Origin of the sequence: Streptomyces sp. AgN23 (assembly GCF_001598115.1) — a bacterium.
GTDB lineage: Bacteria > Actinomycetota > Actinomycetes > Streptomycetales > Streptomycetaceae > Streptomyces > Streptomyces antimycoticus.
Genome location: NZ_CP007153.1, coordinates 6,668,567 through 6,692,145 on the forward strand (window position 1 = coordinate 6,668,567; position 23,579 = coordinate 6,692,145).

Sequence of the window (23,579 nt, forward strand, 5' to 3'; positions counted from 1 at the left end):
GGGGAGCTGTATGGCGGCTGGTGGATCGGCATCGCGGCGGGCGCAGGAGGCGCGACACCAGGAACGGCTGCTGAGAGAACAGTGGCAGGCGGCCCGGCAGCAAGCACGCCGATGGGAAGCCGCGAGTGAGGGCGAACGCAGGGTCGCGGCCCAGCTGCTGGTCCTGACCGCGCGCGGGTGGCGGTTACTGGTGGATCGCAGGTGGCCGGGGACGCGGATGGCCAATGTGGACATGTTGTTGGTCGGCCCCGGCGGGGCGTTCGTCCTCGATGTGAAGAACTGGCGCTCCGCACCGGAGTGTTTGGAAGGGAGGCTCTGCGTCAGCGGCGAGCCTCGCGACGAGCATGTGGCCAAGCTCCTTGCCGTGACGAAGGTGGCCGAGTCGGCGTTGGCGTCCTTGGGTATGTCCCCGGTCGCGGTCAAGCCCGTCATGGTTTTCGCAGGGCACCGCGTCGATGCTGAGCTGGGCAGGATTCGGCTGCTGGGGGAGCATGAGGTCGGACCGGCCCTGCTCTCGGAGCGCCACCGATTGCGCCCGGAATCCGTACGTGTCATCGCCGACCACCTGGATCGGGCCTTCCCTGAGTACGAGCGAGCCTCCGTGACTCAGGCGATATCGCCTCCGCCGCAGGCACAGCCCCAAGAAGAACTGTCCGACGGCCTGTTCGACCTCGACGGACTGCGCGAGGCGGCTCTGGAAGAAGCACTGCGGGCCCCGATCGAGCAGTGGATGACCTTCCTCCACCCCGATCAGGTAGCTCTGGTACGCCGGAACTGGGCCGGCCCCGCGCGGATCAGCGGCCCGGCGGGCACGGGCAAGACCGTCGTCGCTCTGCACCGCGCGGCCCACCTCGCCCAGCGCACCACCGGCCGGATCCTTTACGTCACGTTCGCCAACAACCTCCCGCGGGTGCAGGCCACCTTTCTCAAGACCATGTCTCCCGCCGTGGCGGACAGGGTCGACTTCCGCAGCCTGCACTCCTGGGCTCAGGAGTTCCTGCGCGACTGCGGCGTCTCGGTCCGGTTGCATGGAGAAAGGGCCCAGACCGCCTTCAGCCTCGCTTGGAAGAACGTCGGCCGCGACAGCTGCCTGGCCGAGATCGACCCGGCACCGGGCTACTGGAAGGAGGAGATCGACCACGTCATAAAAGGGCGGGGCATCACCTCCTTCGAGGAGTATGCAACGGTGCCCCGCCGACGCCGTCGCGCCAGCCTGCGCCGCCCGCATCGGCAGGCCGTCTGGGCTCTGTACGAGGCATACGAGGCGCTTCGTGTCGAGCGTGGCGTGCACGACTTCAACGATGTCCTCTCCCTCGCCCTGGCGGAGGCCCTCCGCCGCATGGGGCAGCACCGCTACGCGGCTGTGGTCGTGGACGAGGTCCAGGACTTGACTCTGGTCGGAGTGCGCCTTCTGCATGCTCTCGTCGGTGACAGTCCCAACGGACTGTTGCTGGTCGGTGACGGTCAACAAGCCGTCTACCCCGGAGGGTTCCGCCTGTCCGACGCCGGCATCGATATCCGCGGCGACCGGGGACAAGTGCTGCACACCAACTACCGCAACAGCAAGGAGATCCTCGACGCGGCGCTTGCTGTCGTCGCTGAGGACTCTTTCGAGGACATTGACGGCCTGCGCACACCGGGCCGCCGAGACGTCGACCTCACGTACCACGACGGCCACGTGATCCGTGTTGCGAAACCGACACCGGCCGAGCACGACCAAGCTCTTCTGGAGGCCCTGCACAGCCTGCCACCCGGAGCCCGCGCCGACACCGCGGTGCTTTGCCCCTCCATGCGCGCCATTGGCCGCTACCAGCGGCTCCTCGAACGGGCGGGCATCCCGATATGCCCACTGGAACACTACGACGGCCGGCCTGTCGACGCCGTCAAGCTCGGCAGCTATCGCCGGGCCAAGGGGCTTGAGTTCAAGCGCGTTTACCTCCCAGAGCACGACGCAACCTTGCCGAACGGCTCGCGTACACCCGACGCGGAAGTCTCCGAAACGGGGCGCGAACGCGACGAGCTGTCTCGCAGCCAGCTCTTCGTGGCCATGACCCGAGCGCGTGACGTGCTGTGGCTGGGCAGCGTGAACCGACCGCTGGCGGGGCGATAACAGCAGGGCTTGTGGCCCAGCTCGCTCATCCTCTCGGACACCGTCGGGGGACGCGACGCCACTGCGACTTCCATCCGCAGTGGTGCCGTCACCGGGCGGCGACGCCGGTGGATTGCCCCATTCGTGCAGTTCCCATGGTTGACGTCGCCACTCCTCGTTCCCGGTACGTGGGACCGGTACCGCGCCATCATGCAGGCGGCCACGCGGCCGGTGCCCGTGGAGATGTCCACGGACACACCGGAAACGCCGTTCCAATACGGCGAGGCGGCCTGACGTGGTGCTGGATCGCTTCCGACCGTGCTGGATCTGTGCTGGATGCGATCTTCGGAATCCCGGGTTTCCGCAGGTGGCAGTGGTGTGCGCAACGTTCCGCTTCAATGTGTAGCGGGTGAGCACCACCACATCGCTGATCTTGTAAATGCATCGCATCTGGCGCCGGCGTGAACGTGAAGTACCAGGCGTGAACGTGAAGTACCAGGAGACGCCCCGGGCGGGCTCGCGGTGAACATCATCGAGTGCTGAGGGGCTGGGGCTCCTACCCGGGTCCACGCGGCTCCCACCCGGGTCCACGCACCCCGGACGCGATGACGACCGCCCGTGCGGCCGGGTCTCGGCTGCACGGGCGGTCGTCTGCCGGCGGGCGCGGGGCCGTCTCAGAGGTGCTGTTCGGTGGCCCGGGTGCGGTGGTACTCGTCCTGGCGCTCGTCGGTGATGTACGCCGGGATCGGGAAGTCCCACCAGCCGGGCACCCAGGGGCCCGCGGCGTCGCGGTCCGTGGGAACCTCGATCACGGCGGGCGCTCCGGACTGGACCGCCTTGCGCAGGGTCGGCTCCAGGGACGCGGCGTCGTCGACCTTCCACGACTCGATGCCGAAGGCCCGGCCCATGGCCGCGAAGTCGGGGCTGTACGGCGAGCCGTCGGGGTGGGAGAACTCGGTGCCGATGTGGCGCGAGGTCTGCTTGCGCTGGCCACCGCGGATCGACATGTAGCCCGCGTTGTTCTGGACGACGAAGATCACCGGTGCGCCGGCGGTGACGCTCAGGGCGATCTCCTGGGAGGTCATGAGGAAGTCGCCGTCGCCGAGGACACACACGACCGGGCTGTCCGGTCGGGCGAGTTTGGCGCCGATGGCCGCCGGGATGGCCCAGCCCATGGAGGAGAAGCCGCCGGAGGTGAGGTGGGTGCGCGGTGAGTAGACGGGGAAGGTCTGCTTGACCGCCCCCTGGGTGTTGCCCGACCCGGCGACGATGATCGCGTCGCGCGGGAGCACGGAGCGCAGGGCGCCGAGCGGGCGCTGCGAGGTGAACGGGAAGCGGTCGCTGTCACGGCGGCCGGCGAGCTTCTCCTCCCAGTCCTGCTTGAGGCTTGCGAGTTCGGCGAGGTACTCGGAGCGGTCTACGCCCTTGCTGGGGAGGGAGTCGACGATGGCTGCCACGGCTCGCTGCGCGTCCGCGACGATGCCCACTTCGGCGGGGTAGTTCTTGCCGATCTCGTGCGGGTCGATGTCGATGTGGATGAGCTTCGCGGGCGGGATGGAGAAGCTGATGCCCTTGGCGTAGCTGGAGGCGGACCAGTCGGTGAAGCGGCAGCCGACGGAGATGACGACGTCGGCGGAGCTGGCGATCGCGTTGCCGGTCATCGTGCCGGTCTGGCCGACACTGCCGGCGAACAGCTCGTGGTCCTCGGGGAAGGCGCTCTTGCCGTTCCACGTGGTGACGACCGGGATCTGCCACCGCTCGGCGAGCGCGAGGACCTGGTCGGACGCCTCGGACGTGATCGCACCGCCGCCGACCACGATGACCGGCCGGGTGGCCGCGCGCAGCACGTCGACCGCACGCTCCACGGCCTCCGGGTCGGGGTGCTGGCGGCCGACCGGGATGCGCCGCTCCAGGTCGTGAAGCTGCACGTCCGCCGCCTCGGCCTGTACGTCCATGGGGACTTCGAGGTGCACCGGGCCCGGGCGGCCGGTCAGCATGGAGTTGAAACAACGGTGCAGGACGAAGGGGAGCTCCTCGACCCGGGTGACGACCCAGTGCCGTTTGCTGACGGCCTCGGCCACCTTGGGGAAGTCGTTCGCCGTGTAGCGGTCGAGTTCCTGCAGCAGTCCGTGGCCGCGCATGTGGGTCGGCGGGCCGCCCGTGACGACGAGGACACTGGTGGAGTCCGTGAACGCGGTGCCCATGCCGATGACGGTGTTGCTCGCGCCGGCGCCGATGGAGGTCACCGCGGCCTGCGGGCGGCCGGTGGCGCGGTAGTAGCCGTCGGCGAGGTGGACGGCGCTCTGCTCGTGGAAGGTCTGGATGAAGGGGATCCTGGACTCGTCGTCCAGGAAGGCGTCGGTCAGTGACCAGATGCCGTGGCCGGGGATACCGGCGACGACGTCGACCCCGTAGTTGCGCAGGGTCCGCGCGACGATCTGGCCTCCGGTGAGGACAGGCATGGTGTGTTCCCAATCAGCTCGGGTCGGACGGTGGGATCAGGCGTTCTGACGGGCGGCCCAGGTGAAGCCCTGGGTGCACAGGCGGGTGACGTCCGGGTTCTGGAGGTCGTCGAGGTCGTGTCCGACCGCGCTGTAGAAGACGCGGCCCTCGCCCCAGGTGCGGGTCCATGCCTGAGGGATCGTCTTTCCCTCCAGCCACGGCAGGTGTTCGCCGGTGAAGGTGGACTCGGCCAGGACGTGGTTGTTGGGGTCGACGGACATGTAGTACTGCTCCGACGCGACCCGGAAGTCCTTCACCCCGGCGGTGATCGGGTGGCCGGTGTCCGTGACGGTGACCTCGTAGGGGTACTTCACGCCTTCGCCCGCTGGGTGTTCGAGGAAGCTGCCGCCGAGCAGCCAGTGGTACTTGAGGCTGGTGCGGAACGCGGCGGCCGCGCCGTGCCAGGCGGCGATCCCGGTGCCGCTCTCCACCGCCCCCAGCAGGTTCGACTCCTGGGCGGCGGTCAGCCCCTCGGACAGCAGGGCGTTGTTCCAGTTGAGCGCGATGAGGTCGTAGCCGGTGAGGTCGGCGTCGAGCGAGAAGATGTCGTTGGTCTCGTCGACGTCGAATCCGAGGCTCTTGAAGATCGGGAGGGCCCACTCCTCGGCCACCTGGTAGGGCTTGTGCCCCGGCCAGCCTCCGTACAGATACAGGACGCGTGTCATGCGGTGTTCCCTCCGGTCGTGCTCTCAAGGGCCGCGGCGCGGCTGCGCAGGCGCTCGGCCACCTCCATGGCGTCGCCTTCCGGCGCGGTCGACTTGCGGTCCGGCTTCATGGTCAGCAGATACACCAGACCCACGGCCGAGACGACGAGGAAACCGACGAGTGCGATCCACTGGTCCACGAACGAGGTTCCCGAGCCGCCGGTGGGCAGAGCGAGAAGAACCATCCCGAGCACGCCGTAGACCAGGGCCGCCACGTTGACCACGAAGCCCCAGCGGCCGAGGCTCCAGGCTCCGGCGGGACGCCAGCCCTTCAGGCGCATCCGCAGCGCGGCCAGTACGACCATCATGAACGCCGCGTATCCGGCCAGCACCTGGAACGACACGATCTTGGTGAGGGAGTCGGGCGAGAAGTAGACGAACACGAAGATCAGCACCGGGACGACGTTCACGGCCAGCAACGCGTTCATGGGGACGCGGCGCTTGCGGGAGATCTTCGAGAAGACGCGGGATCCCGGGAACATGTCGTCGCGGGCGAAGGAGAAGACGATCCGGCTCGCGGCGGCCTGCTGGCTCATCACACCCGCGATGAAGGACGTGATGGTGACCGCGAGCACCGCCTTCGTGCCCACGATGCCGAGCGAGCTCTGCAGGATCGAGGGGATCGGGTTGGTGTCCTTGCCCGAGAGGATCGAAGCGAGGTCCGGAGCCGCGAGGGCGTAACCGACGAACGCGAGGAGCGCGGCCACTCCACCGACGGCCACGGTCAGCTGCATGGCCCGCGGGATGCTGCGGGAGGGATTGGGGACCTCCTCCGCGATCTCGCCGCATGCCTCGAAGCCGTAGAAGAGGAAGAGCCCGACGAGCGAGGCGGCGATGAAGGCTATGAGGTAGTTGTCGTGGTTGGAGCTGCTGGTCTGGAAGAAGATCGAGACGGAGTTGTGCCGTTCGAAGATCAGCAGGTAGAGGCCCACGAGAACGATGCCGATCAGCTCCGCGGCGAGTCCGATCTTCGAGATCAGAGCCAGTGTCCTGGTGCCGAAGCAGTTGCAGATCAGGCAGATGACGGTCATGCCGATCGCGATCCACAGGCGCTGGGTGGGGGTGGAGCTGATGCCGGGCGCGTCGGCGGTTCCGGCGAAGAGGCTGGCCAGGAAGTCCGAGCTGAAGAGTGCGGTGCTGGTGATGCCGATGGTGATGGTACAGATGTAGATCCAGGCGTTGAACCAGGCATATCGCCCGTTCCACAGCCGTCTGACCCACTGGTAGAGCCCGCCCGCGAGCGGGAACTGCGAGACGACCTCGCCGAAGACCAGCGCGACCAGGAACTGCCCGACCCCTACGATGCCGATCCAGAAGACGGACGGTCCGCCGGCCGTCGCCAGACCGACCGCGAAGAGGGACACGACACCCACGAGGGGTGAGAGGTACACGAAGCCCAGGGCGAAGTTCCCCCACAGGCTGACCTTTCGGTCGAACTTCTGCTCATAGCCCAGTACGGCGAGCAGTTCCGCGTCCTCGGCCGATGAAACAGGGCTCGCGGCCCCGCCCGCGGGCCCTACGGGGGTGGATGTGGGCGCCGTGCGCGCCTCGTTTTCTGTAGCTGACATGACGATCTCCGTGGCTCGAGGGGGACGTGCTCCTTGTCGAACGGCTGCCGGGCCGATGCTGCGGTCCGGCATAAATCGCGATCCGTCATCGCGGTTCAGCTCTGCTCGAAGGTGTGGTCGGTCCAGTCCAGCCGGGCCGATCCGTACCGCGCGGCGCGGACATCTGCGGAGCGCGCGTGTCCCTCGAAGTTCTCGATGCGTGAGGCCCTGCCGCAGATCTCGCCGAGCCGGGCGCTGGACCCCGCGTCCCTGATCTCCTGGTAGGTCACGGTCTTCAGGTACTTGCCGACCCAGAGACCGCCGGTGTACCGGGCCGCTCCCAGGGTGGGCAGCACGTGGTTGGTGCCGATGACCTTGTCGCCGTACGCGACGCAGGTCTTGTCCCCGAGGAACAGGGCACCGTAGTTGCGCATCCGGTGCAGCGCCTCGCGGGGCTCGGCGGTGAGGATCTGGACGTGCTCGCTGGCGTACTCGTCGGCGAGTGCGTAGGCGGCGTCCAGGGTGGGGACCACGATCACCTCGCCGTGGTCGCGCCAGGCCGGCCCGGCGACTCCTCCGGTGGGGAGGTCCGGCAGCAGTTCGTCCACCCAGGCGATGGTCCGCCTGCCCACCTCCTCCGAGGTGGTGATGAGGACCGTCGGGGAGTCGGGGCCGTGCTCGGCCTGGGACAGCAGGTCCGTCGCCACCACGAACGGGTCCGCGGTGTCGTCCGCGACGATCAGCACCTCCGTCGGTCCGGCGAAGAGGTCGATGCCGACCTCGCCGAAGAGCTGGCGCTTGGCCTCCGCCACGTAGGCGTTGCCGGGGCCGGCGAACATGTCGACCGCGTCGATCGTCTCGGTGCCCAGTGCCAGGGCGGCCACGGCCTGGACACCGCCCATGACGTAGATCTCGTCGGCTCCGGCCAGGTGCATCGCGGCGATGCTGACGGGCGGCGGCGCGCCCCGGTCCGGCGGGGTGGTCGCGGCGACCCGTTCGACACCGGCGACCTTCGCGGTCAGGACGGTCATGTGGGCCGACGCGGTGAGGGGGTAGCGGCCGCCGGGCACATAGGCGCCGGCCGCGCTGATGGGGATGTTGCGCTGCCCCAGGAACACGCCGGGCAGCGTCTCCACCTCGAAGTCGGTGAGGGAGTCCCGCTGCGCCTGGGCGAAGCCGCGGATCTGCTTCTGGGCGAACCGCAGGTCGTCGAGGACCGTCTCGGGGACGGAGGAGAGGACGGAAGCGATCCGGTCGGGGCCGAGCCGGTAGGACTCAGGGCTCCAGCCGTCGAACTTCTGCGACCAGCGGCGCACGGCGGCGTCGCCGTGGGCCCGTACGTCGGCGATCACGTCCGCTACGGTCTCGACGATTTCCGGACGGCTGGTCCGCGACGTCTTCACGGCGACAGGAACCTTGATGGTCTGGTGTTGGGCTGACACTCTGCACTCCTTGCACGGGGTCGTGCCTGCGGGCTTGACCTGAAGTCTGGGGAAACGGTGGGTGTGACGACAGGCACAACGTGTGCAATATTGGTTGCGGATCCTGCACACACCGAGGTCGTGGCTCATGGCTGAATTCCTGACGGTTCGCACCGCGCTGGAGCTTGAGGTGTTCACGCGCACCACCGTGCGGGTGTATGCCGGGGAGAGGAATCTGGACCGCCCCGTGCGCTGGGTGCACACCGGGGAGATCCCGGACATCCACCGCTTTCTCACGGGTCAGGAGATGCTGCTGACGGCCGGCCTCGGCATGGGCGCGACGGAGCTGGAACAGCGTGCGTTCATCCGACGGCTCGCGGACGCCCACGCGGCCGTCCTCGTCATCGAACTGGCCGGGCGCGTGTTCGCCGCCATGCCGGAGGCGGTGACCGAGGAGGCGGAGGCGGTCGGCCTGCCCCTGGTGGGGCTCGCCGACGAGATCCCCTTCGTCGAGACGTCGGCCCAGGTCCACGAGGTGCTGGTCGGGACGCGCGTCAAGCAGCTGATCGCCGAGGAGGCCACCAGCCAGGCGTTCATGGATCTGCTCCTGGCGGACGAGGACTACGTCGGCGTGGTCAGGGAGCTGGCCCGTCGCACCGGGCACCCCGTGGTGCTGGAGGACGTCGCCCATCAGATGCTGGCGTACGGCGGCGCGTCCCCGGAGGGCGACCGGGTCGTGGACGAGTGGAGTGCGCACTCCCGGGCGATCCACGAACGCCACCCCTCGCTCCTGGCGCAGGGCCCCGGGGTTCCGACCGCCTCGGCGGCGTCGTTTCGTGAGGTCGCGCCGTGCGCTCGCCAGCCCGTGGTGCTCCGCGGCGAGTCGTGGGGGTGGCTCCACCTTCTGCACGGGCGGAGGCAGCCGAGCCCGCCCGAACTGCGCACCCTGGAGCGGGCCGCCGCGGCCGTGGCGATCTCGCTGCTCAGCGAGCGGGAGGGCGGCGCCCGTGCCTCCCAGCGCCAGACGGCGCTGCTCAACCGGCTGCTGCTCGGCGACATCACAGGAGAGCGGTTCGTCACCCTCGGCCTGGCGCTCGGCCAGGACCTGCGCGGCCGGGACCTGATCGTCGTCACGGCGTGGGCGGGGGACGAGGAGCCCACCAAGGACCACCTCCTCGCCCGCCTTCTGCGGGAGGCCGGCTGGCCCGCCGTCGTGGGCGACACCGGGGACTTCGACATGGCGGTCGTGGGCCTGCCCGCCGCCGCCGACGCCGGCCATGTGCGGACCCTGCTGGCCGACCACGGGGTACGCGGTGGCCTCAGCCGCATCGTGGAGCCGGCGGTGCTTCCGCTGGCCCTGCGCCAAAGCCGCAGCGCGGCGTCCGTCGCCGCGGCGGCCTCGACCGCGGAAGTGCGACATTTCGACGACCTGGGAGCTCTGCGCCTCCTCGTCGCCCTCTCCGAAGGTCCCGAGCTCAGGCGTTACGTCGAGGACGAACTCGGTCCGCTCCTGGAGCACGACGCACTGGTGAAGAACCCTCTGCTGCCCACCCTCCGCACGTTCCTCGACAGCGGCGGCAACAAGGCGCGGGCGGCGGAGGAACTCTTCATCCAGCGACGCACCCTCTACCACCGCCTCGACAAGCTCTCCGAGATCCTCGGCCTCGACCTCACGCAGGTGAGCAACCAGCAGCGGCTGCAACTGGCCGTGCGCGGACAAGACTTGCTGCGCAAGCCGACGCTGCGGCGGACCTGACCTGCGGACGCCTCCGGCCTCCGTGCCGTCAGCCCTTCGTCGCCCTGGCGAGGGACGGGGCGATGCGCAGGGCGTTCGCGCCGATCGTCAGGGCCGGGTTGAGGGCCGCGGAGGACGGGAAGAACGACGAGTCGGTCACCCAGAGGTTCTCGACGTCATGGCTGCGGCACAGGGGATCGAGCACGCTCTCCGCCGGGTCGTGACCGGCCACGGCCGTCCCGCACATGTGCGAGTTGGTCTCGATGCCCATGCGCTGGGTGAAGATCAGCGGATAGCCGGCCTTGCGGACCGCCCGGGTCACCCGGCGCACGAGTTCGTGGTGGGGCGCGACGTTGGTCGGCGTCCAGTCGATGAGGATGCGCTCGCCGTCCACGCGCACCCGGTTGTCCCGGGACGGGAGGTCCTCGGTCGTCAGGTAGATGTCGAGACTTCTGGCCGCCATGAGCTTCAGGGCCCACGTCGGTGCCCACGGACGCGCCGGCTTCAGCATGGGGGCCCGCAGCTTGCCCAGCATCTGGAGGTTCCCGAGCGGGAAGCGCGTGCCCGGTCCGGCTTCGTAGAAGTCGTTCAGACCGAGCGTCTTCTGCCACTGTGTGGGGTTGGTCCGCAGGGGGTTGACCCCGACGAAGAACGTGCTGTTGTGGACCATGTAGTTGCGGCCCAGCAGTCCTGACGAGTTGGCGAGACCCTGAGGGTGCGCGTCGTCGGCCGAACGGAGCAGCAGCGCGGCCGAGTTGACGGCACCTCCGGCGAGGGCGAACGTCTTGGCGTTGATACGGATGATCCGGCCCGCGTGCCGGGCCTCGGCGGCGACGACCTTCCGGCCGTCGGGCGAGGTGATCAGGCGGGTGATCTCCGCACCCGTGAGGATCTTCACGCCGTCGCGCAGCGCGGGCAGGAGGAGCCGGTTCTCGGCGTCCGACTTCATGCCCGTCTCGTCCGGACAGCCGTCGGCGGACGTCACGGCGGCTCGGTCGGCCTGTGTGCTGATGTTCAGGGCGTTCGGCGTGTGGAACGGGTGCAGGCCCTGCCGCCGCAGTGACCGGGAGAACCGCTCGATCTCCGGTTCGTGCCGCAGCGCCGGGTACGGGTAGGGCTTGGAGCGGGGCGGCTCGGTCGGGTCCTCGCCGGTCTGCCCATGCACCTGGAGCAGCTGCTCCATGGTGGTGTAGAAGGGCTCCAGGTCGTCGTAGGCGAAGGGCCAGGCGCGCGAGACACCCTCATGGTGTTCCACCTCGGTGAAGTCGCTGCGCCGGAAACGGGGCAGCATGGCGCCGTAGAAACGGGTGTTTCCGCCCACCCAGTAATAGACACCCGGCGCGAACGGCTTGCCGGTGCTGCCGTCGTACCAATAGCCGGCGTTCTTGTACCGGCCCTTCATGTACATCTCGGCCGGCTGCGAGTTCTCGGGTTCACGTGGAAGGAAGTGGCCCCGTTCCACGACGAGTACGTCGAGACCGGAGTCCTTCAGTGCCCAGGCCAGTGAGGACCCGCCCATGCCGGAGCCGATGATCAGGACATCGCTGCTGATCTCTTCGACGGTACCGGCTGGGACAAGGGCATCGGGCCGAAGCTCCGGGGGTGTGTAATCCAGACGGACCGGGTGGGACATGAGTGGGGATCCCCTCTTTGCCACGATAGTTCGAAGAGAGCCTAAGCAGCGGCATGGATGCAGCACACGCACGAAATGGGTAATGACTGCCGCTTTAATTGCTCACCTCGTGCATGGGCCGCGCATGCCCGGCGTCCCTAGCCTCTCCGGGAACCACCACGCGCCGATCAGGGCGACCGAAGTTCCACGGAGGCGAAATGGACAGGGAATCGTATGACTACGTCGTCGTCGGGGCCGGCTCGGCCGGCTGTGCGGTGGCGGCCCGGCTGTCCGAGGATCCGGGGGTCACGGTGGCACTGATCGAAGCGGGGCCGCCGGCCCGGGGCCGCCTCTTCGAGATACCCGCGCTGTTCTCGCAGCAGCTCAAGACGGTGTACGACTGGGACTTCGAGACCGAACCCGAGCCACGACTCGGCGGGCGCCGCGCCTACCTGCCCCGCGGCCGGGTGATCGGCGGCACCAGCTCGATGAACACGATGCTGTACGTCCGCGGGCACCGCTACGACTACGACACCTGGGAGCGGCTCGGCAACCCGGGCTGGGGGTACGACGACGTTCTGCCCTTCTTCAAGAAGTCCGAGGACAACGAGCGCGGAGCCGGTGACTTCCACGGCGTCGGCGGCCCCCTCACCGTCAGCGACCCCCGCTCCGTCCACCCGCTGCTGACGGCGTGGGTCGAGGCGGCTCAGGACGCGGGGTACAAGCACAACTCGGACTTCAACGGAGCCGAGCAGGAGGGCGTGGGCTACCACCAGGTCACCCAGCGCAACGGCCTGCGGTGCAGCAGCGCGATCGCGTTCCTGGAGCCGGCCGCGGGGCGTCCGAACCTCACCGTCCTCCCCTCGACGACCGCCCTACGCCTGAGCCTCGACGGCTCGCGGGCCGCCGGCCTGGAGGTCGACCACCTCGGAACCGTCCGGACGATCCATGTCGACCGTGAGGTCGTGCTGTCCCTCGGCGCCTACAACTCGCCCCACCTGCTCCTGCAGTCCGGTGTCGGGCCGGCCGACGAACTGACCGCGGGAGGGATCACCCCCCTGCACGACCTGCCTGATGTCGGCAGGAACATGCAGGACCACACCGGGTGTTTCATCAGCTTCTTCAGCGACACCGAGCCGCTCCTGGGACCGGACACCTCCGCGGCGGAGCGGCTCCTTCGCGAGCAGGCCACCGGCCCGATGGCCTGGAACGAGACCGGCGGCTTCTTCAGCTCCGGCGACGACGTCCCCGCCCCGGACATCCAGGTCCACGCAGCGCTCGGCATCGTCCGTGACGAGGGTCTCGCCGCGCCGCTCGAACCGGGAATGTCGTTCGGGCCCTACGTGGCACGGCCCGCGAGCCGCGGCTCGGTGCGGCTGCGGCACTCCCACCCCTACGCCAAGCCGCGCATCTTCCACAACTACCTCGACGACCCCGACGACCGCCGACGGCTGCGCGAGGGTGTCCGGCTGTGCATGCGCATCGCCCGTGAGCAGCGGCTGACGTCCCTGCTGCAGTCGGACCTGCGCGGGGCCGCCGACGCCGGACTGGCCCCGCGGTCGGACAGCGACCAGGACATCGACGAGTTCATCCGCACGCAGTCGTTCTCCTTCTACCACCCGTCGGGCACCTGCATGATGGGCAAGGTCGTCGACCACGAACTCCGCGTGCGCGGGCTGGAGAACGTCCGCGTGGCGGACACGTCGATCATGCCGACCCTCGTCACCGGGAACACCAACGCCCCCGCGATCATGATCGGGGAGAGGGCCGCCTCGTTCATCCGGACGTCGGCGGGCTGACGCCCGGGGCGCGGGGTCACACGGTCCGGACGACGGTGCCGCCGGCTTCGAGCGCGGTGACTTCCTCGGCGGCCGCGGTGGTGTCCGTGACGAGGGTGTGCAGGAGGGCGGCGGGGCCGACGTGGGCGTAGGCGGTGTGGCCGAGTTTGCTGCCGTCGGCGGCGGCGATGACGCGGCGGGCGGAGGCGATGCCCGCCTTCTTCACCGCGGCGTCGTCGAGGTCGTAGGCGGTCAGGCCGTCGGCCGCGGTCAGCCCGCAGCAGCCGATGACCGCGGTATCGAAGCGCAGGGCGGCCAGGGAGGCGAGGGTGAGGGGCCCGGTGAGGGCTCCCTCGGCGGCGCGGGGCTGTCCGCCGGGCACGACCAGGGTGGCGTGGTCGGGTGTCTCGGCGAGCAGGTGGATGGCCTGCAGGGACAGGGGCATCACGGTGACGGGCCGTTCGCGCAGGAGGCGGGCGACCTCCAGGCAGGTGGTGCCGCTGTCCAGCAGGACGCTCTCGCCGTCCACGAGGAGTGCGCAGATCTCGGCGGCGATGCGGCGTTTGGCCTCGACCGCCTCGTGGGCGCGCAGCGCGAAGGGAGGCCCCTCGCCCCGGAGCAGCAGGGTGCGGGCCCCGCCGCGGACGCGTTCGAGGACGCCCTGGGCGGCGAGGGTGTCGAGGTCGCGCCGGATGGTCATCTCGGAGGCGCCGGTCAGCTCGGCCAGTTCCTGGACCGTGGCCCTTCCGGAGTCCCTGACGACCTTCGCGATCAGCCCGTGCCGGTCTGCGTTGTTCATGCCGCGATTGAACACCACCAAGAAACAAACAATCGACTTGTTCATTATCCAGCTTTTCAAACACGCTAAATGTTCGTTACGGTGGTCGGCGTGGAACGTTCCCTGCGAGCCGCCCGCGTGGCGACCTATGCCTACTTCGTCCTGGACGGCACCTTGCTGGGCACCTGGGTGGTGCACATCCGGCCGAGGCCATGGCCGCGATGGGAGCGGTGGGCATCGTGATCGCCCCGGTCGCGGCACGTGACCTGCTGCCTGCCGCTCCCGACGTCGAGAGCGCGGGCTTTGCGGAGGAGGCCGGGACGTCACTGCCCGCCGAGGGCGCCGGCAGCACGGCCCGGGTCTGGCTGCTGGCCGTCCTGGCGCTGATGGTGATGCGGTGCGAGGACGCCGCCAACGACGGGAGCGCCCCGCACCTGAAGGACGTCATGGGTGCGTCCGCCGGTGCGGCGGCCTTCGCGTACGGCACCTTCGCCGCGGCCATGACCGTCGGCCGACTGCTCGCCGACCGCGTCGCCGCCCGGTTCGGTTCCCTGACGATCCTGCGTCATGGCGCGGCCGTGGCCGCCGTCGGCATCACCATGGTGGCCCTGGGCCCGTGGATGTGGGCGGTGTTCACCGGCTGGACGCTGTTCGGGCTGGGTCTGTCCGGCTGCGTCCCGCAGCTGTTCAGCACGGTCGGCCACGCCGACCCCTCCGCCGCCGGGGCCAACGTCTCCCGCGTCGCCGGACTCGGCTACGTCGGCATGCTCGCCGGCCCGGCCGTGATCGGCTGGCTGACCCACGTCGTCGCCCTCAACCACGCCTTCGTCCTGTTGACCCTGCCGTGCGCGACCACCGCCGTGAGCGCCGGCGTCCTGCACACCGGACCCGACCGCGCCCGCCGCCCCGAGATGGCGGCCGGCGGCCACTGACCGCTTGTGCGGCACGGTCCCTGACAACCGTGCCGCACAAGCTCTCCTCCCCCGGTCACCAGGGCCGGGAGCAACGCCCTCAGCCGACCGAAGGAGCCCCAGATGTCCGAGTCACCCGCACCCCCCGCCCGCGGCACTGTCGGTGTGATGCTGCCGCTCGATCTCCCCGTCGGCGAGGTGCTGCCTTATGTCCGGCGCGCCGAGGAGCTGGGGTTCGACCAGGTCTGGGTGGTGGAGGACCTCGGCTGGCGCGGCGGTGTCGCCCAGGCTGCCACCGTCCTGGCCTCCACCGAGAACCTCACCGTCGGGATCGGGATCATGCCCGCCGGCGCCCGCAACGTGGCCTTCGCCGCGATGGAACTGGCCACCCTCGCCCAGCTCCACCCCGGCCGGCTCATCGCGGGGATCGGCCACGGCATGCCCGGCTGGATGCGCCAGGTCGGGTCCTGGCCCGAAAGCCCTCTGACGCTGATCAAGGAGTACGCGAGGGCGCTGCGCCTGCTCATCGCAGGTGAGCCCGGTCCCGAGAACGGCCGGTACGTCCGCTGCGAAGGCGTGGTCCTCACCGAGATCCCGGACATCGTCCCCCCGGTGATCCTTGGCGTCCGCGGCCCCAAGTCGCAGGCAGTCGCGGGCGAGGTCGCCGACGGGCTCCTGCTGGCCGAGCCCGCCGCACCCGCGTACATCACCGCCTCCCTGCGCAACCTGGGCGCCTCCGCGAACCCTCGGGAGACCGTCGTCTACGACGCTGCAGCCGTGGACGACGACGAGGAAGCCGCCCTGACCCGTGTCCGCGCCGGCCTGGAGTCGGTCGGTGAGCCGCAGTGGGCCGCGCACATCGACCCCCTGCCCTTCGCCGAGGAACTGCGCGCACACCGCGCCGCCAGCCCCGACGCCCGGCACTTCGCCCGGACGATGCCCGCCGACTGGGTCCGTCAGCTGAGCATCGCCGGCACCCCCGCCCAAGCCCGCGCGGCGATCGACGCCCGCCATGCCGCCGGGGCGACCAGCGTCGTGCTCGCCCCGGCGGGCCCCGACGCCCTGGCCGCCCTCGACTCCCTCGCCCGCGCGCTGCCCGGGCGGCACTGAACTCGACGCCCCGAGACCCAAGGGAACCGACCCTCATGACCACCGACCGCCGCCGCATCGTGCTCTTCGACCTCTTCGGGGTCATCGCCCGCCACCAACGCCCGGGCGCCCTGGAGAAGATGGCCGCCCGCTGCCACACCTCCGCCGACGCCTTCACCACGGCCTACTGGACCCACCGCCCGCCCTACGACGCCGGCCGGCACACCGCATCCGCGTACTGGACCGACGTACTCCACGAGCTGTCCCGCCCTGCCGACGCCGACACGATCGAAGAGCTGCGGCTCACCGACATCGACAGCTGGTCCCGCGTCGACGACCGCATGGTCACCTACGTGCGGACCCTGCGGGACCGCGCCCGGGTCGCCCTGCTGTCCAACATCCCGGCGGACCACGCGGACGCCTTCCTCGCCGCCCAGCCCTGGCTGCACGACCTCGACCACATGGCGTTCTCCGGGAAGATCGGTGCGGCCAAGCCCGATCCGGCCGCCTTCCAGCACTCGGTCGTCGCCCTGCGCGCGGTACCCGCCGACTTCCTCTTCGTCGACGACCGCGAGGAGAACGTCCGCGCGGCGCGGACCGTCGGCATGAACGGGCACATCTTCGACGGCCAGGACGACCTCGCAGCCGCCGTCGACGCGTGGCTGTGAACCGATGAGCGGCACGGCATTGAGGTCAAGGTTCCCGACGTTCCGCTTCAACGTCTCATGCGTCCGGCGAAAGGCCGTCTGACCTGCGGCGGAGCGGGTCGGGCGGCATTCGCGGTCCGCACAGAGTCCGCAGCGTGCTGGATGAGTCCGGCACGCGGACGGGCGGGGAGAAGCAGCCGGGTTACCCGCTGGGCGCTGCAGGGTGAGCCGGGACTCAGCCGGTCGACCCGACGGCGGCGACTGGTGCCTTTCGGGGTGCGAGTGAAGCCGACCTGTCCGTGGGAGAGCAGGTCGCGCTCCCGGCCCGCCGTGGCCTCGCGCGACATCGACCGGAGCAAGGACCGCCACATCCTGCGGTACAGGGACACCGAAGGTGACCGCGTCGACTACAGCAAGCTGCCCGTGTGGTCCGCCGTTGAAGCGTGGTCGTTCGGGACGCTGTCCAAGGCCATCGAGCGCGGAGCCGGCGGCGCACTGGCCGATGCCGTGGCGACCAGCGTCGGGGTCGCGAAGGCCGGGTTCGCCTACCGTGTGAGGCCGTTGGTCTACCTGCGCAACCGGTGCCCCCACCACAGCCGGCTGTGGCATCACTCGGTCCTCGACGCCGGCCCTACGCCGAACAATGTGCGTAACAAGGCGAAGCGGCTGGCGGGGCAGTTCGAGTCGCGTTCGGTTCTCGATGCCTCGGCCCCCGGCCACTGGCGGCCAGGCCGCAGGACACTCGTAAACAGCCATCGGGAGCCAACGCATGCCAACGGAGAAATGGCTGGTCAGAGCAGTGGATGGGGCTCCGCCGCAGGTCGGGATCGGGCCGCAGGCATTCCGGTTCAACGGGTGAACTCCCCCGCGTCGCTGACCCGGGGGCGACCCCGGCAGGGGCCCCGGCACGTCAGCCGCCGCGTCCAGTGGGATACAGCCGGCCGGATCGATGAATAAAATCGGCTCTCATGTCGAACGCTGACGAACTACTCGTTGACGTGGCCGCCATGGTGGAGTCCGAGCAGAGCAATCAGATGTCGCTGACCGTGGTCACCGGCGGCGCTGTCATCACCGGACGGTTGGCGCCCGAAGCCGTGTGGAGGCGGCGTGTGTCGGAGATCCTGAGGGACTCGGACCGCCTCCGCCCCTTCGCCGGTGTTTTCACCGCCGACGGGACGCAGGACGGGCCCGACCGTGGTGGGCCGCCCACCCATCTGCATTTTCACGTGGCCCGAATCCTGCAAGGAAGCATGGGGATCCCCGAGACGGGGGGGATGTATCGCGTCGCGATCAAGGACGTCAGCGGTTGGACCGTTGGCGACTTCAGCTACTCCGACTCATGAGTCACGGACCTCTGGTCGGGCCTGGAGGCGCTGTCCTGCCGACCGGACACTGAACGCGTTGAGGGCTCGACCGGCGCGCGCCGGTCGAGCCGGTGACCGTCGGGTGGGGGAACGGGCTCGGGAACGCCTCGCGCTCCGCTCAGCCCGGGAAGCGGCCGGTCGACCTGAGCTGCCAGCGCCGCTCGGCGTAGGCCAGGTCGTCCCGCCACAGCCGCCCGGCCACGGCACGCACCAGGGGACGCAGCAGTGGCGCGGCCCGGCGGGCGGCGGCGAAGCCCGGACGGTCCGAGGCGGTCACCACCGCCTCGATGACGGCGGTGCGCGGGCGGCCTAACTCGTCCGCGCCGAGCGGGGTGGCGTGGGTCTCCACGACGGAGCCCGCGCCCTCGCCCTCGGCGATGCGCATGACAACGGTGCGGGGTTCGGGCGCCGTGAAGACGGCACGGACCGGCACGACCAGCCGGCCCGCCACCTTGAACGACACGTCGATGGTAAGGCCGTCCGCGCCGCCGTCCGCCGCGCAGGCCGGTCCGCCGGGCGCGTCCACCACCGTCAGGTCGACGAACGAGTAGGGGTGGAACCACGCCCCGTGCCATGGATCGAGCCGGTTGGCGAGCACGTCCTCGGGCTCACAGACACCCACCCCGGTGTAGACGGCCGTCAGGGCGCGGGTGGGCTCGGGCCGTCGCGGTACGACCGGTGCGTCCAGCGGCTCCTCCCCGCCCGCCGTGTCCAGCCGTACCCACACCAGCACCCCGTCGTCGTGCACCGGCAACGGCGACCAGCCCGCGTACGGGCTGCCGTCCAGGGCGAGCCCGTGCCAGTGGCACACCAGCGTGCCGCAGCGCACCGGGCTGTCCCGCAGCGGCGCCCCCAGGTGCGGGCAGATCCCCGGTCCGCCGACGAGGTGCCCGCCGGGGCCGCGCCAGACCACGACCTCCTGACCCGCCACGGTCAGCGACGCCGGCTTGGCGTCCCCCCGCAGGGCTCGGGAGGCGCCGACGACGTACCAGTTTCCGGACGGGCGGGCCTGCGCCCGCTTCAGTGCCCCGGCGATCACCGTCGGCCGAGCCTCGCGCCAGGTGGGCCGCTGACGCTCCCAGGGCACGGCGCGGTGACGCAGCGACAGCGGCAGGCGACGGCGGTTCACGCGACCTCCTCGGCGGAGCGAACGGCCATCGCCGGCGAGGACGCGGCCGCGGGCAGGGGGCGGGCGCAAGCGGGCGGCCGGTCTCCGGGACCGGTCCGCGCACGCAGCCGGGCCGCCGCCACCCGGGCCAGCCCGTCGACGGCGACCACCGCCCTGCGCCGCCGCTGCACCGCCGACCGCCGGTGCAGCACGGCGTAGCCGTCGCGGGCGACGGTGTCCAGGATGCCGCCGTACAGGACGGCCGCAGTGCGGATACAGGGCCGCGCCACCGGTTCGAGCAGATCGATGCCGGGCACCGCCGTCCGGTACACGCCGCGGGTCAGCGCCTCGAACTCTTTGAGCGCGGCGGTGATCCGGCGGTCCGGATGGCCCGTCGCGCGGCTGCGGACCAGCAGCTCCCGGTCCACGCCGTGACCGGCGAGCAGGTCGGCGGGGAGGTAGACGCGCCCACGGTCCAGGTCCTCGCCGACATCCCGCAGGAAGTTGCTCAGCTGGAAGGCGACGCCGAGCGCCGCGGCGTACGGCGCGGCCTCCTCCCGAGGCACCACCGTGCCCAGCACCGGCAGCATCTCGAGCCCGATCACCGCGGCCGAGCCGTGCATATAGGCGCGCAGATCGGCGTAGGTGGGGTAGGCCGTCACGACCAGGTCGGAGCGCATCGCGGTCATGAAGTCCCGGAAGTGGGCGTGGTCGATGGCGTAACGGTGTGCGGTGTCGGCGAGTGCGCGCACCACGGGCTCCCCGCTGCCGCCCCGGCCCAACCCCTCCTCCAACTCGCCCTGGAGCCGGCTCAGCGCCCGCACCCGCCCATCCGGTCCGGCGCCGGGGTCGAGGGAGTCGACGATGTCGTCGGCCCAGCGGGCGAAGCCGTACAGGGCGTGCACGGCGGGCCGGCGCTCGACGGGCAGCAGCCGGGTGGCGAGGAAGTAGGTCTTGCCGTGCCGGGCGTTGAGGGCGCGGCAGTGGCGGTAGGCCGCACGCAGCGCCGGATCGGTGATACCCGCCGCGTCGAGTTCTCGATCGGTCATCCGGTCCTGCCTTCGGTCGCGGGGGCCGTGGGGTCGGTGAGGTCGGCCGGGGGGCTTTCCGGCACCGGGGACTGAGGCGCGGCGGGCGAGGACCGCGGTGAGGAGGCCGGCGGCTCCGGCGCGCCGGTCGGACCGGGGCGAGGTGCCTCGAGCGCTCGTGGGGCGGCCGCCGCCTCCCGCGTGACGGTCCGGAACACGGACGGGACCGGGGAACCCGGGCGGGCCGGGGCACCGGCCCTCGCCGGGAGGGCGGCGGTCGTGAAGGGGCGCGAGCTTGTGGCCCCCCGTCCGGGTGCGCCGGTCACGCGGGCCGCGGCCAGCTTTCCCGACAGCAGCACGGTCGGCACGCCGACGCCGGGCGTGGTGCCGCAGCCGGCCAGAACCGCGTTCTCCGTGCCGCGCACCAGGTTGCGGGGTCGGAACGGGCCGGTCTGGGCGAAGGTGTGGGCGGCGGAGAAGGGGGTCCCGGCGGCGTGCCCCTGGGTGTGCCAGTCGGCCGGGGTGATCAGGCACTCCTCCTCGATGGCGGCTTCGATGCCACCGAGTCCGCGTCGCTCCAGCTCCCGCAGCAGCGTGTCCCGGTAGCGCGGGCCGAGGTCGGACCAGGCCGCCGCGTGCGGGCCGATGGCGGTGTTGGGGCAGGGGGCGAGGATGTAGTGCAGGTGGCGGCCCGGCGGCGCGAGGCCGGGGTCGGTGGCGGTGGGTCGGGTGATGAGCAGCGACGGGTCGCTCATCAGCCGTCCGGCACGGGTGAGTTCGTCGAACGTGGTGTGCCATGCCGCGCCGAACGAGAGCGTGTGGTGGGCGAGGTGGGGCCAGGTGCGGTCCGTGCCGGCGTGCAGCACGACCGCGGAGGGGGAGTGGCGCAGCCGGAGCGGTCTGCGTGGCCGGCGGCCGAGCAGCCGGTAGGCGACGGGCAGGTCCGGGGTGAGGACGACCGCGTCGCACGGGATGCGGACGGTGTCGGTGACGACGGCCGTGATCCGCTCGCCCGACCGTTCCAGGCGGGTCACCCGTTGCCCGTACCGCAGCTCGGCGCCCGCGTCGGTGGCTGCCTCCGCCATCGCCCGCGGAAGGGCGTGCATGCCGCCCCGGGGGAAGTACACGCCGGCGACGGTGTCCATGTAGGCGATGACCGCGTAGGCGGCGAGCACCCGCGCCGGGGGCACACCCGCGTACAGGGCCTGGAAGGAGAACACCCGGCGCAGCCGCTCGTCGCTCAGGAAATGGCCGATCCGGGCGTCGAGGCGGCTGAAGCCGCCCAGCGCGGCCAGCCGGGCGAGGTCGGCGTTGAGCAGGCCGAGCGGCGAGTCGAAGTTGACGTCGATGAACCTGCGCATCTGAGCCCGGTACACCCGCTCCAGCCAGTCGCGCAGCCGCCGGTAGCCCGCCGCCTCGGCCGGCCCGGCGAACCGTTCCACCTCCGCGGCCATCGCGTCCGCTCCGGTGTGTACGTCGAGGCTGCTGCCGTCCGCGAAGCAGGCACGGTAGGCCGGGTGCAGCGGGACCAGGCGGACCCGCTCGTACAGGCTGTCGCCGACGGCGGCGAACGCCTCGTCGGCCAGCTCCGGCATGGTCAGCACGGTGGGCCCGGTGTCGATCCGGTACCCGGCCAGGTCGAGGCGTCCGGCCCGGCCGCCGGGCAGGTCCTCGCGTTCGACGACGGTGACGCGGCGTCCGGCGCCCAGCAGGTGCAGCGCCGCCGACAGCCCGGCGAGCCCGGCGCCGACGACCACCACGTGGTCCGTGGGACCGGGCAGGGCGCGGGTCATCGGCCGGTCCCCTCGGTGCCGCGGGGTCGAGTCCCGCGCGGATCGTGCGCGGGCCGCGGGCGTACGGCGCCGTCCTGACCCGGCCGCGCCCCGGCCGCCGCGAGCAGCAGACCGCGCAGCGGGCCGGTGCCCTCCGGGTCGAGCCGGGCGCGGTCGAAGTGCCCCAGCCCCTGCGCGGCAAGCCGGTCGATCGTGGTCTCCACGGTGGCGCGCGCCCCGGTCGCGATCAGCACGTCCCGCACCTCGTCCAGACCGCGCTCGGTGAGCGCCGCGTCACCGAGCCACCGCTCCAGCACGGCGAGCGCGGCACCGTGGTCGGCGGCCTCGGCCCGCGCACGGGCGACCGCGATCAGATAGGTCGGCTTGCCCTCCCGGATGTCGCCACCGCATGCCTTGCCGGTCTCCCGCGGGCTGCCGAAGACGTCGTCCAGGTCGTCGCGGAGCTGGAACGCCAAGCCGACACATCGGCCGGCGTCGCGCAGCCGGCGCAGTGTCGCCTCGTCCGCGCCCGCCACGGCGGCCCCCAGGGTGAGGGGCCGCTCCACCGTGTACAGGGCGCTCTTCAGGCGGGCGGCGCGCAGCGCGCGGGACAGCGACCGCGCGGCGGTGATCTGGCCCTGCACGTCCAGGTACTGACCCGCCACCATCTCCGTACGCATGTCGCTCCACAGCCGCCGCACCGCCACCGCGGTGGCGGGCGCCAGCGGCGTTTCCACCACCAGGTCGTCGGCCCAGGCCAGCGCCAGATCCCCGGCGAGGACCGCGGCCGACTGCCCGAACCGCTCGGCCCGCTCGGCCCCCACCCGGTCGGCGTAGCGATCGGCCAGGTCCGTGTGCAGCGCGGGCCGGCCGCGCCGCAGCACCGCCCGGTCCATCACGTCGTCGTGGACGAGCGCGCAGGTCTGGAGCAGTTCCAGGGCGCCTCCGATCCGTAGGGCCGCTGCCGCGGACGCCGGATCCCGGCCGGCGCAGGCCCGCGAGGCCCACCACACCAGCTGCGCGCGGGTGCGCTTGCCGCCCTCCAGGGTGAAGCGTGTCACCCGTTCGGCCAGCTCCTCGGCGAACAGCGGATCCGCCAGCCGAGCGTGGTGCAGGCGCTCCGCCAGCACATGGTCGAGCATCCGGCCGACGGCGCCGGGCACGTCGGCGTCGACCTGGCGCACTTCGGCGGGCCCGGTGGGGAGCGGCCCGCCCGCCGCGGGCCACGCCTCCGTAGTGCCGTGTCCAGTGCCGCCGTCGGCCACCGGCCTGCGCGGAAGTGACGGCACGGGCGCCACCGCGACCGGGCACGGCGGCGCGGTCGCGGGGTGGTCCTTCGCGTGGGTGGGGCGCATTCCGGTTCCCTCCGTCGGGTCCGTCGTTCTCGTCACACGTCTGCTTCGGTGCGGGCGGTGCGGACGGATATGCGAACGCCTCACGCGCGTGGCGACCACCGCCCTTTCACGGTGCCGTGTCCGGCGCTCGGGCGCTCGC

17 protein-coding genes and 1 pseudogene are annotated in these 23,579 nt (G+C 71.1%); 8 read left to right on the forward strand and 10 right to left on the reverse strand.

Annotated elements, in window-relative coordinates:
* The first annotated feature begins 10 nt into the window (after window positions 1-10).
* The gene (locus AS97_RS29025) at window positions 11-2,110 is read left to right on the forward strand and encodes a UvrD-helicase domain-containing protein (RefSeq protein WP_210565928.1); all 2,100 of its coding nucleotides are present in this window, start codon (window positions 11-13) and stop codon (window positions 2,108-2,110) included.
* 653 nt (window positions 2,111-2,763) lie between these two features.
* Here AS97_RS29025 and AS97_RS29030 read toward each other — a convergent pair.
* The 4 genes from AS97_RS29030 to hisD all read right to left on the reverse strand — a co-directional run bounded on the left by AS97_RS29030 (window position 2,764) and on the right by hisD (window position 8,284).
* Window positions 2,764-4,551, reverse strand: a complete 1,788-nt coding sequence (locus tag AS97_RS29030; RefSeq protein WP_059145320.1) for a thiamine pyrophosphate-binding protein — start codon at window positions 4,549-4,551, stop codon at window positions 2,764-2,766.
* A 36-nt stretch (window positions 4,552-4,587) separates the two neighbouring features.
* On the reverse strand, window positions 4,588-5,256 hold the full coding sequence (locus AS97_RS29035) for a ThuA domain-containing protein (protein WP_086706118.1): 669 nt from the start codon (window positions 5,254-5,256) through the stop codon (window positions 4,588-4,590).
* Window positions 5,253-6,863 (reverse strand): amino acid permease, encoded by a 1,611-nt coding sequence (locus AS97_RS29040; protein WP_079059478.1) that lies wholly within the window; start codon window positions 6,861-6,863, stop codon window positions 5,253-5,255. Before AS97_RS29040 ends, AS97_RS29035 begins: the two co-directional genes overlap by 4 nt.
* Window positions 6,864-6,958: 95 nt before the next feature.
* Window positions 6,959-8,284, reverse strand: coding sequence for a histidinol dehydrogenase (gene hisD, locus AS97_RS29045; protein ID WP_059145318.1), 1,326 nt, complete (start codon window positions 8,282-8,284; stop codon window positions 6,959-6,961).
* Window positions 8,285-8,411: 127 nt separating this feature from the next.
* Here hisD and AS97_RS29050 point away from each other — a divergent pair, with 127 nt between their 5' ends.
* Entirely contained in the window at window positions 8,412-10,019 is a 1,608-nt protein-coding gene (locus AS97_RS29050) for a PucR family transcriptional regulator (RefSeq protein ID WP_059145317.1), read from the forward strand.
* A 28-nt stretch (window positions 10,020-10,047) separates the two neighbouring features.
* On the opposite strand, the gene AS97_RS29055 is transcribed toward AS97_RS29050, so the two are convergent.
* Window positions 10,048-11,631 (reverse strand): GMC family oxidoreductase, encoded by a 1,584-nt coding sequence (locus AS97_RS29055; RefSeq protein WP_059145316.1) that lies wholly within the window; start codon window positions 11,629-11,631, stop codon window positions 10,048-10,050.
* Between the two features lie 197 nt (window positions 11,632-11,828).
* On the opposite strand from AS97_RS29055, the gene AS97_RS29060 reads away from it, so the two are divergent.
* Window positions 11,829-13,409: a GMC family oxidoreductase N-terminal domain-containing protein gene (locus AS97_RS29060; protein ID WP_086706116.1), complete on the forward strand. Its 1,581-nt coding sequence runs from the start codon at window positions 11,829-11,831 to the stop codon at window positions 13,407-13,409.
* A gap of 16 nt (window positions 13,410-13,425) precedes the next feature.
* Here the strand turns inward: AS97_RS29060 and AS97_RS29065 are convergent, their stop codons facing one another.
* A complete protein-coding gene (locus tag AS97_RS29065; RefSeq protein WP_086706124.1) occupies window positions 13,426-14,187 on the reverse strand; it encodes a DeoR/GlpR family DNA-binding transcription regulator in 762 nt (253 codons plus the stop codon).
* A gap of 90 nt (window positions 14,188-14,277) precedes the next feature.
* Here AS97_RS29065 and AS97_RS48680 point away from each other — a divergent pair, with 90 nt between their 5' ends.
* From AS97_RS48680 to AS97_RS29090, 5 genes and pseudogenes are all read left to right on the forward strand, one after another.
* The gene (locus tag AS97_RS48680; protein ID WP_282615695.1) at window positions 14,278-14,409 is read left to right on the forward strand and encodes a hypothetical protein; all 132 of its coding nucleotides are present in this window, start codon (window positions 14,278-14,280) and stop codon (window positions 14,407-14,409) included.
* A pseudogene (locus AS97_RS29070) lies at window positions 14,367-15,098 on the forward strand (MFS transporter); the annotation flags it as partial. The gene AS97_RS48680 and the pseudogene AS97_RS29070, both read left to right, overlap by 43 nt.
* A gap of 102 nt (window positions 15,099-15,200) precedes the next feature.
* Window positions 15,201-16,187: an LLM class flavin-dependent oxidoreductase gene (locus tag AS97_RS29075; RefSeq protein ID WP_210565929.1), complete on the forward strand. Its 987-nt coding sequence runs from the start codon at window positions 15,201-15,203 to the stop codon at window positions 16,185-16,187.
* A 35-nt stretch (window positions 16,188-16,222) separates the two neighbouring features.
* Window positions 16,223-16,834: an HAD family phosphatase gene (locus AS97_RS29080; protein WP_210565930.1), complete on the forward strand. Its 612-nt coding sequence runs from the start codon at window positions 16,223-16,225 to the stop codon at window positions 16,832-16,834.
* A 947-nt stretch (window positions 16,835-17,781) separates the two neighbouring features.
* Window positions 17,782-18,156: a hypothetical protein gene (locus AS97_RS29090; RefSeq protein WP_059145308.1), complete on the forward strand. Its 375-nt coding sequence runs from the start codon at window positions 17,782-17,784 to the stop codon at window positions 18,154-18,156.
* A 139-nt stretch (window positions 18,157-18,295) separates the two neighbouring features.
* On the opposite strand, the gene AS97_RS29095 is transcribed toward AS97_RS29090, so the two are convergent.
* The 4 genes from AS97_RS29095 to AS97_RS29110 are packed head-to-tail and all read right to left on the reverse strand — an operon-like array spanning window position 18,296 to window position 23,440.
* Window positions 18,296-19,306: a DUF5914 domain-containing protein gene (locus AS97_RS29095; protein WP_210565932.1), complete on the reverse strand. Its 1,011-nt coding sequence runs from the start codon at window positions 19,304-19,306 to the stop codon at window positions 18,296-18,298.
* Complete coding sequence (locus tag AS97_RS29100; protein WP_210565933.1) at window positions 19,303-20,334, reverse strand: phytoene/squalene synthase family protein; 1,032 nt, start codon at window positions 20,332-20,334, stop codon at window positions 19,303-19,305. Before AS97_RS29100 ends, AS97_RS29095 begins: the two co-directional genes overlap by 4 nt.
* On the reverse strand, window positions 20,331-22,106 hold the full coding sequence (locus AS97_RS29105; RefSeq protein ID WP_210565934.1) for a phytoene desaturase: 1,776 nt from the start codon (window positions 22,104-22,106) through the stop codon (window positions 20,331-20,333). Before AS97_RS29105 ends, AS97_RS29100 begins: the two co-directional genes overlap by 4 nt.
* Window positions 22,103-23,440, reverse strand: a complete 1,338-nt coding sequence (locus AS97_RS29110) for a polyprenyl synthetase family protein (RefSeq protein ID WP_210565935.1) — start codon at window positions 23,438-23,440, stop codon at window positions 22,103-22,105. The genes AS97_RS29105 and AS97_RS29110 overlap by 4 nt, the downstream gene beginning before the upstream one ends.
* Window positions 23,441-23,579 lie beyond the last annotated feature (139 nt).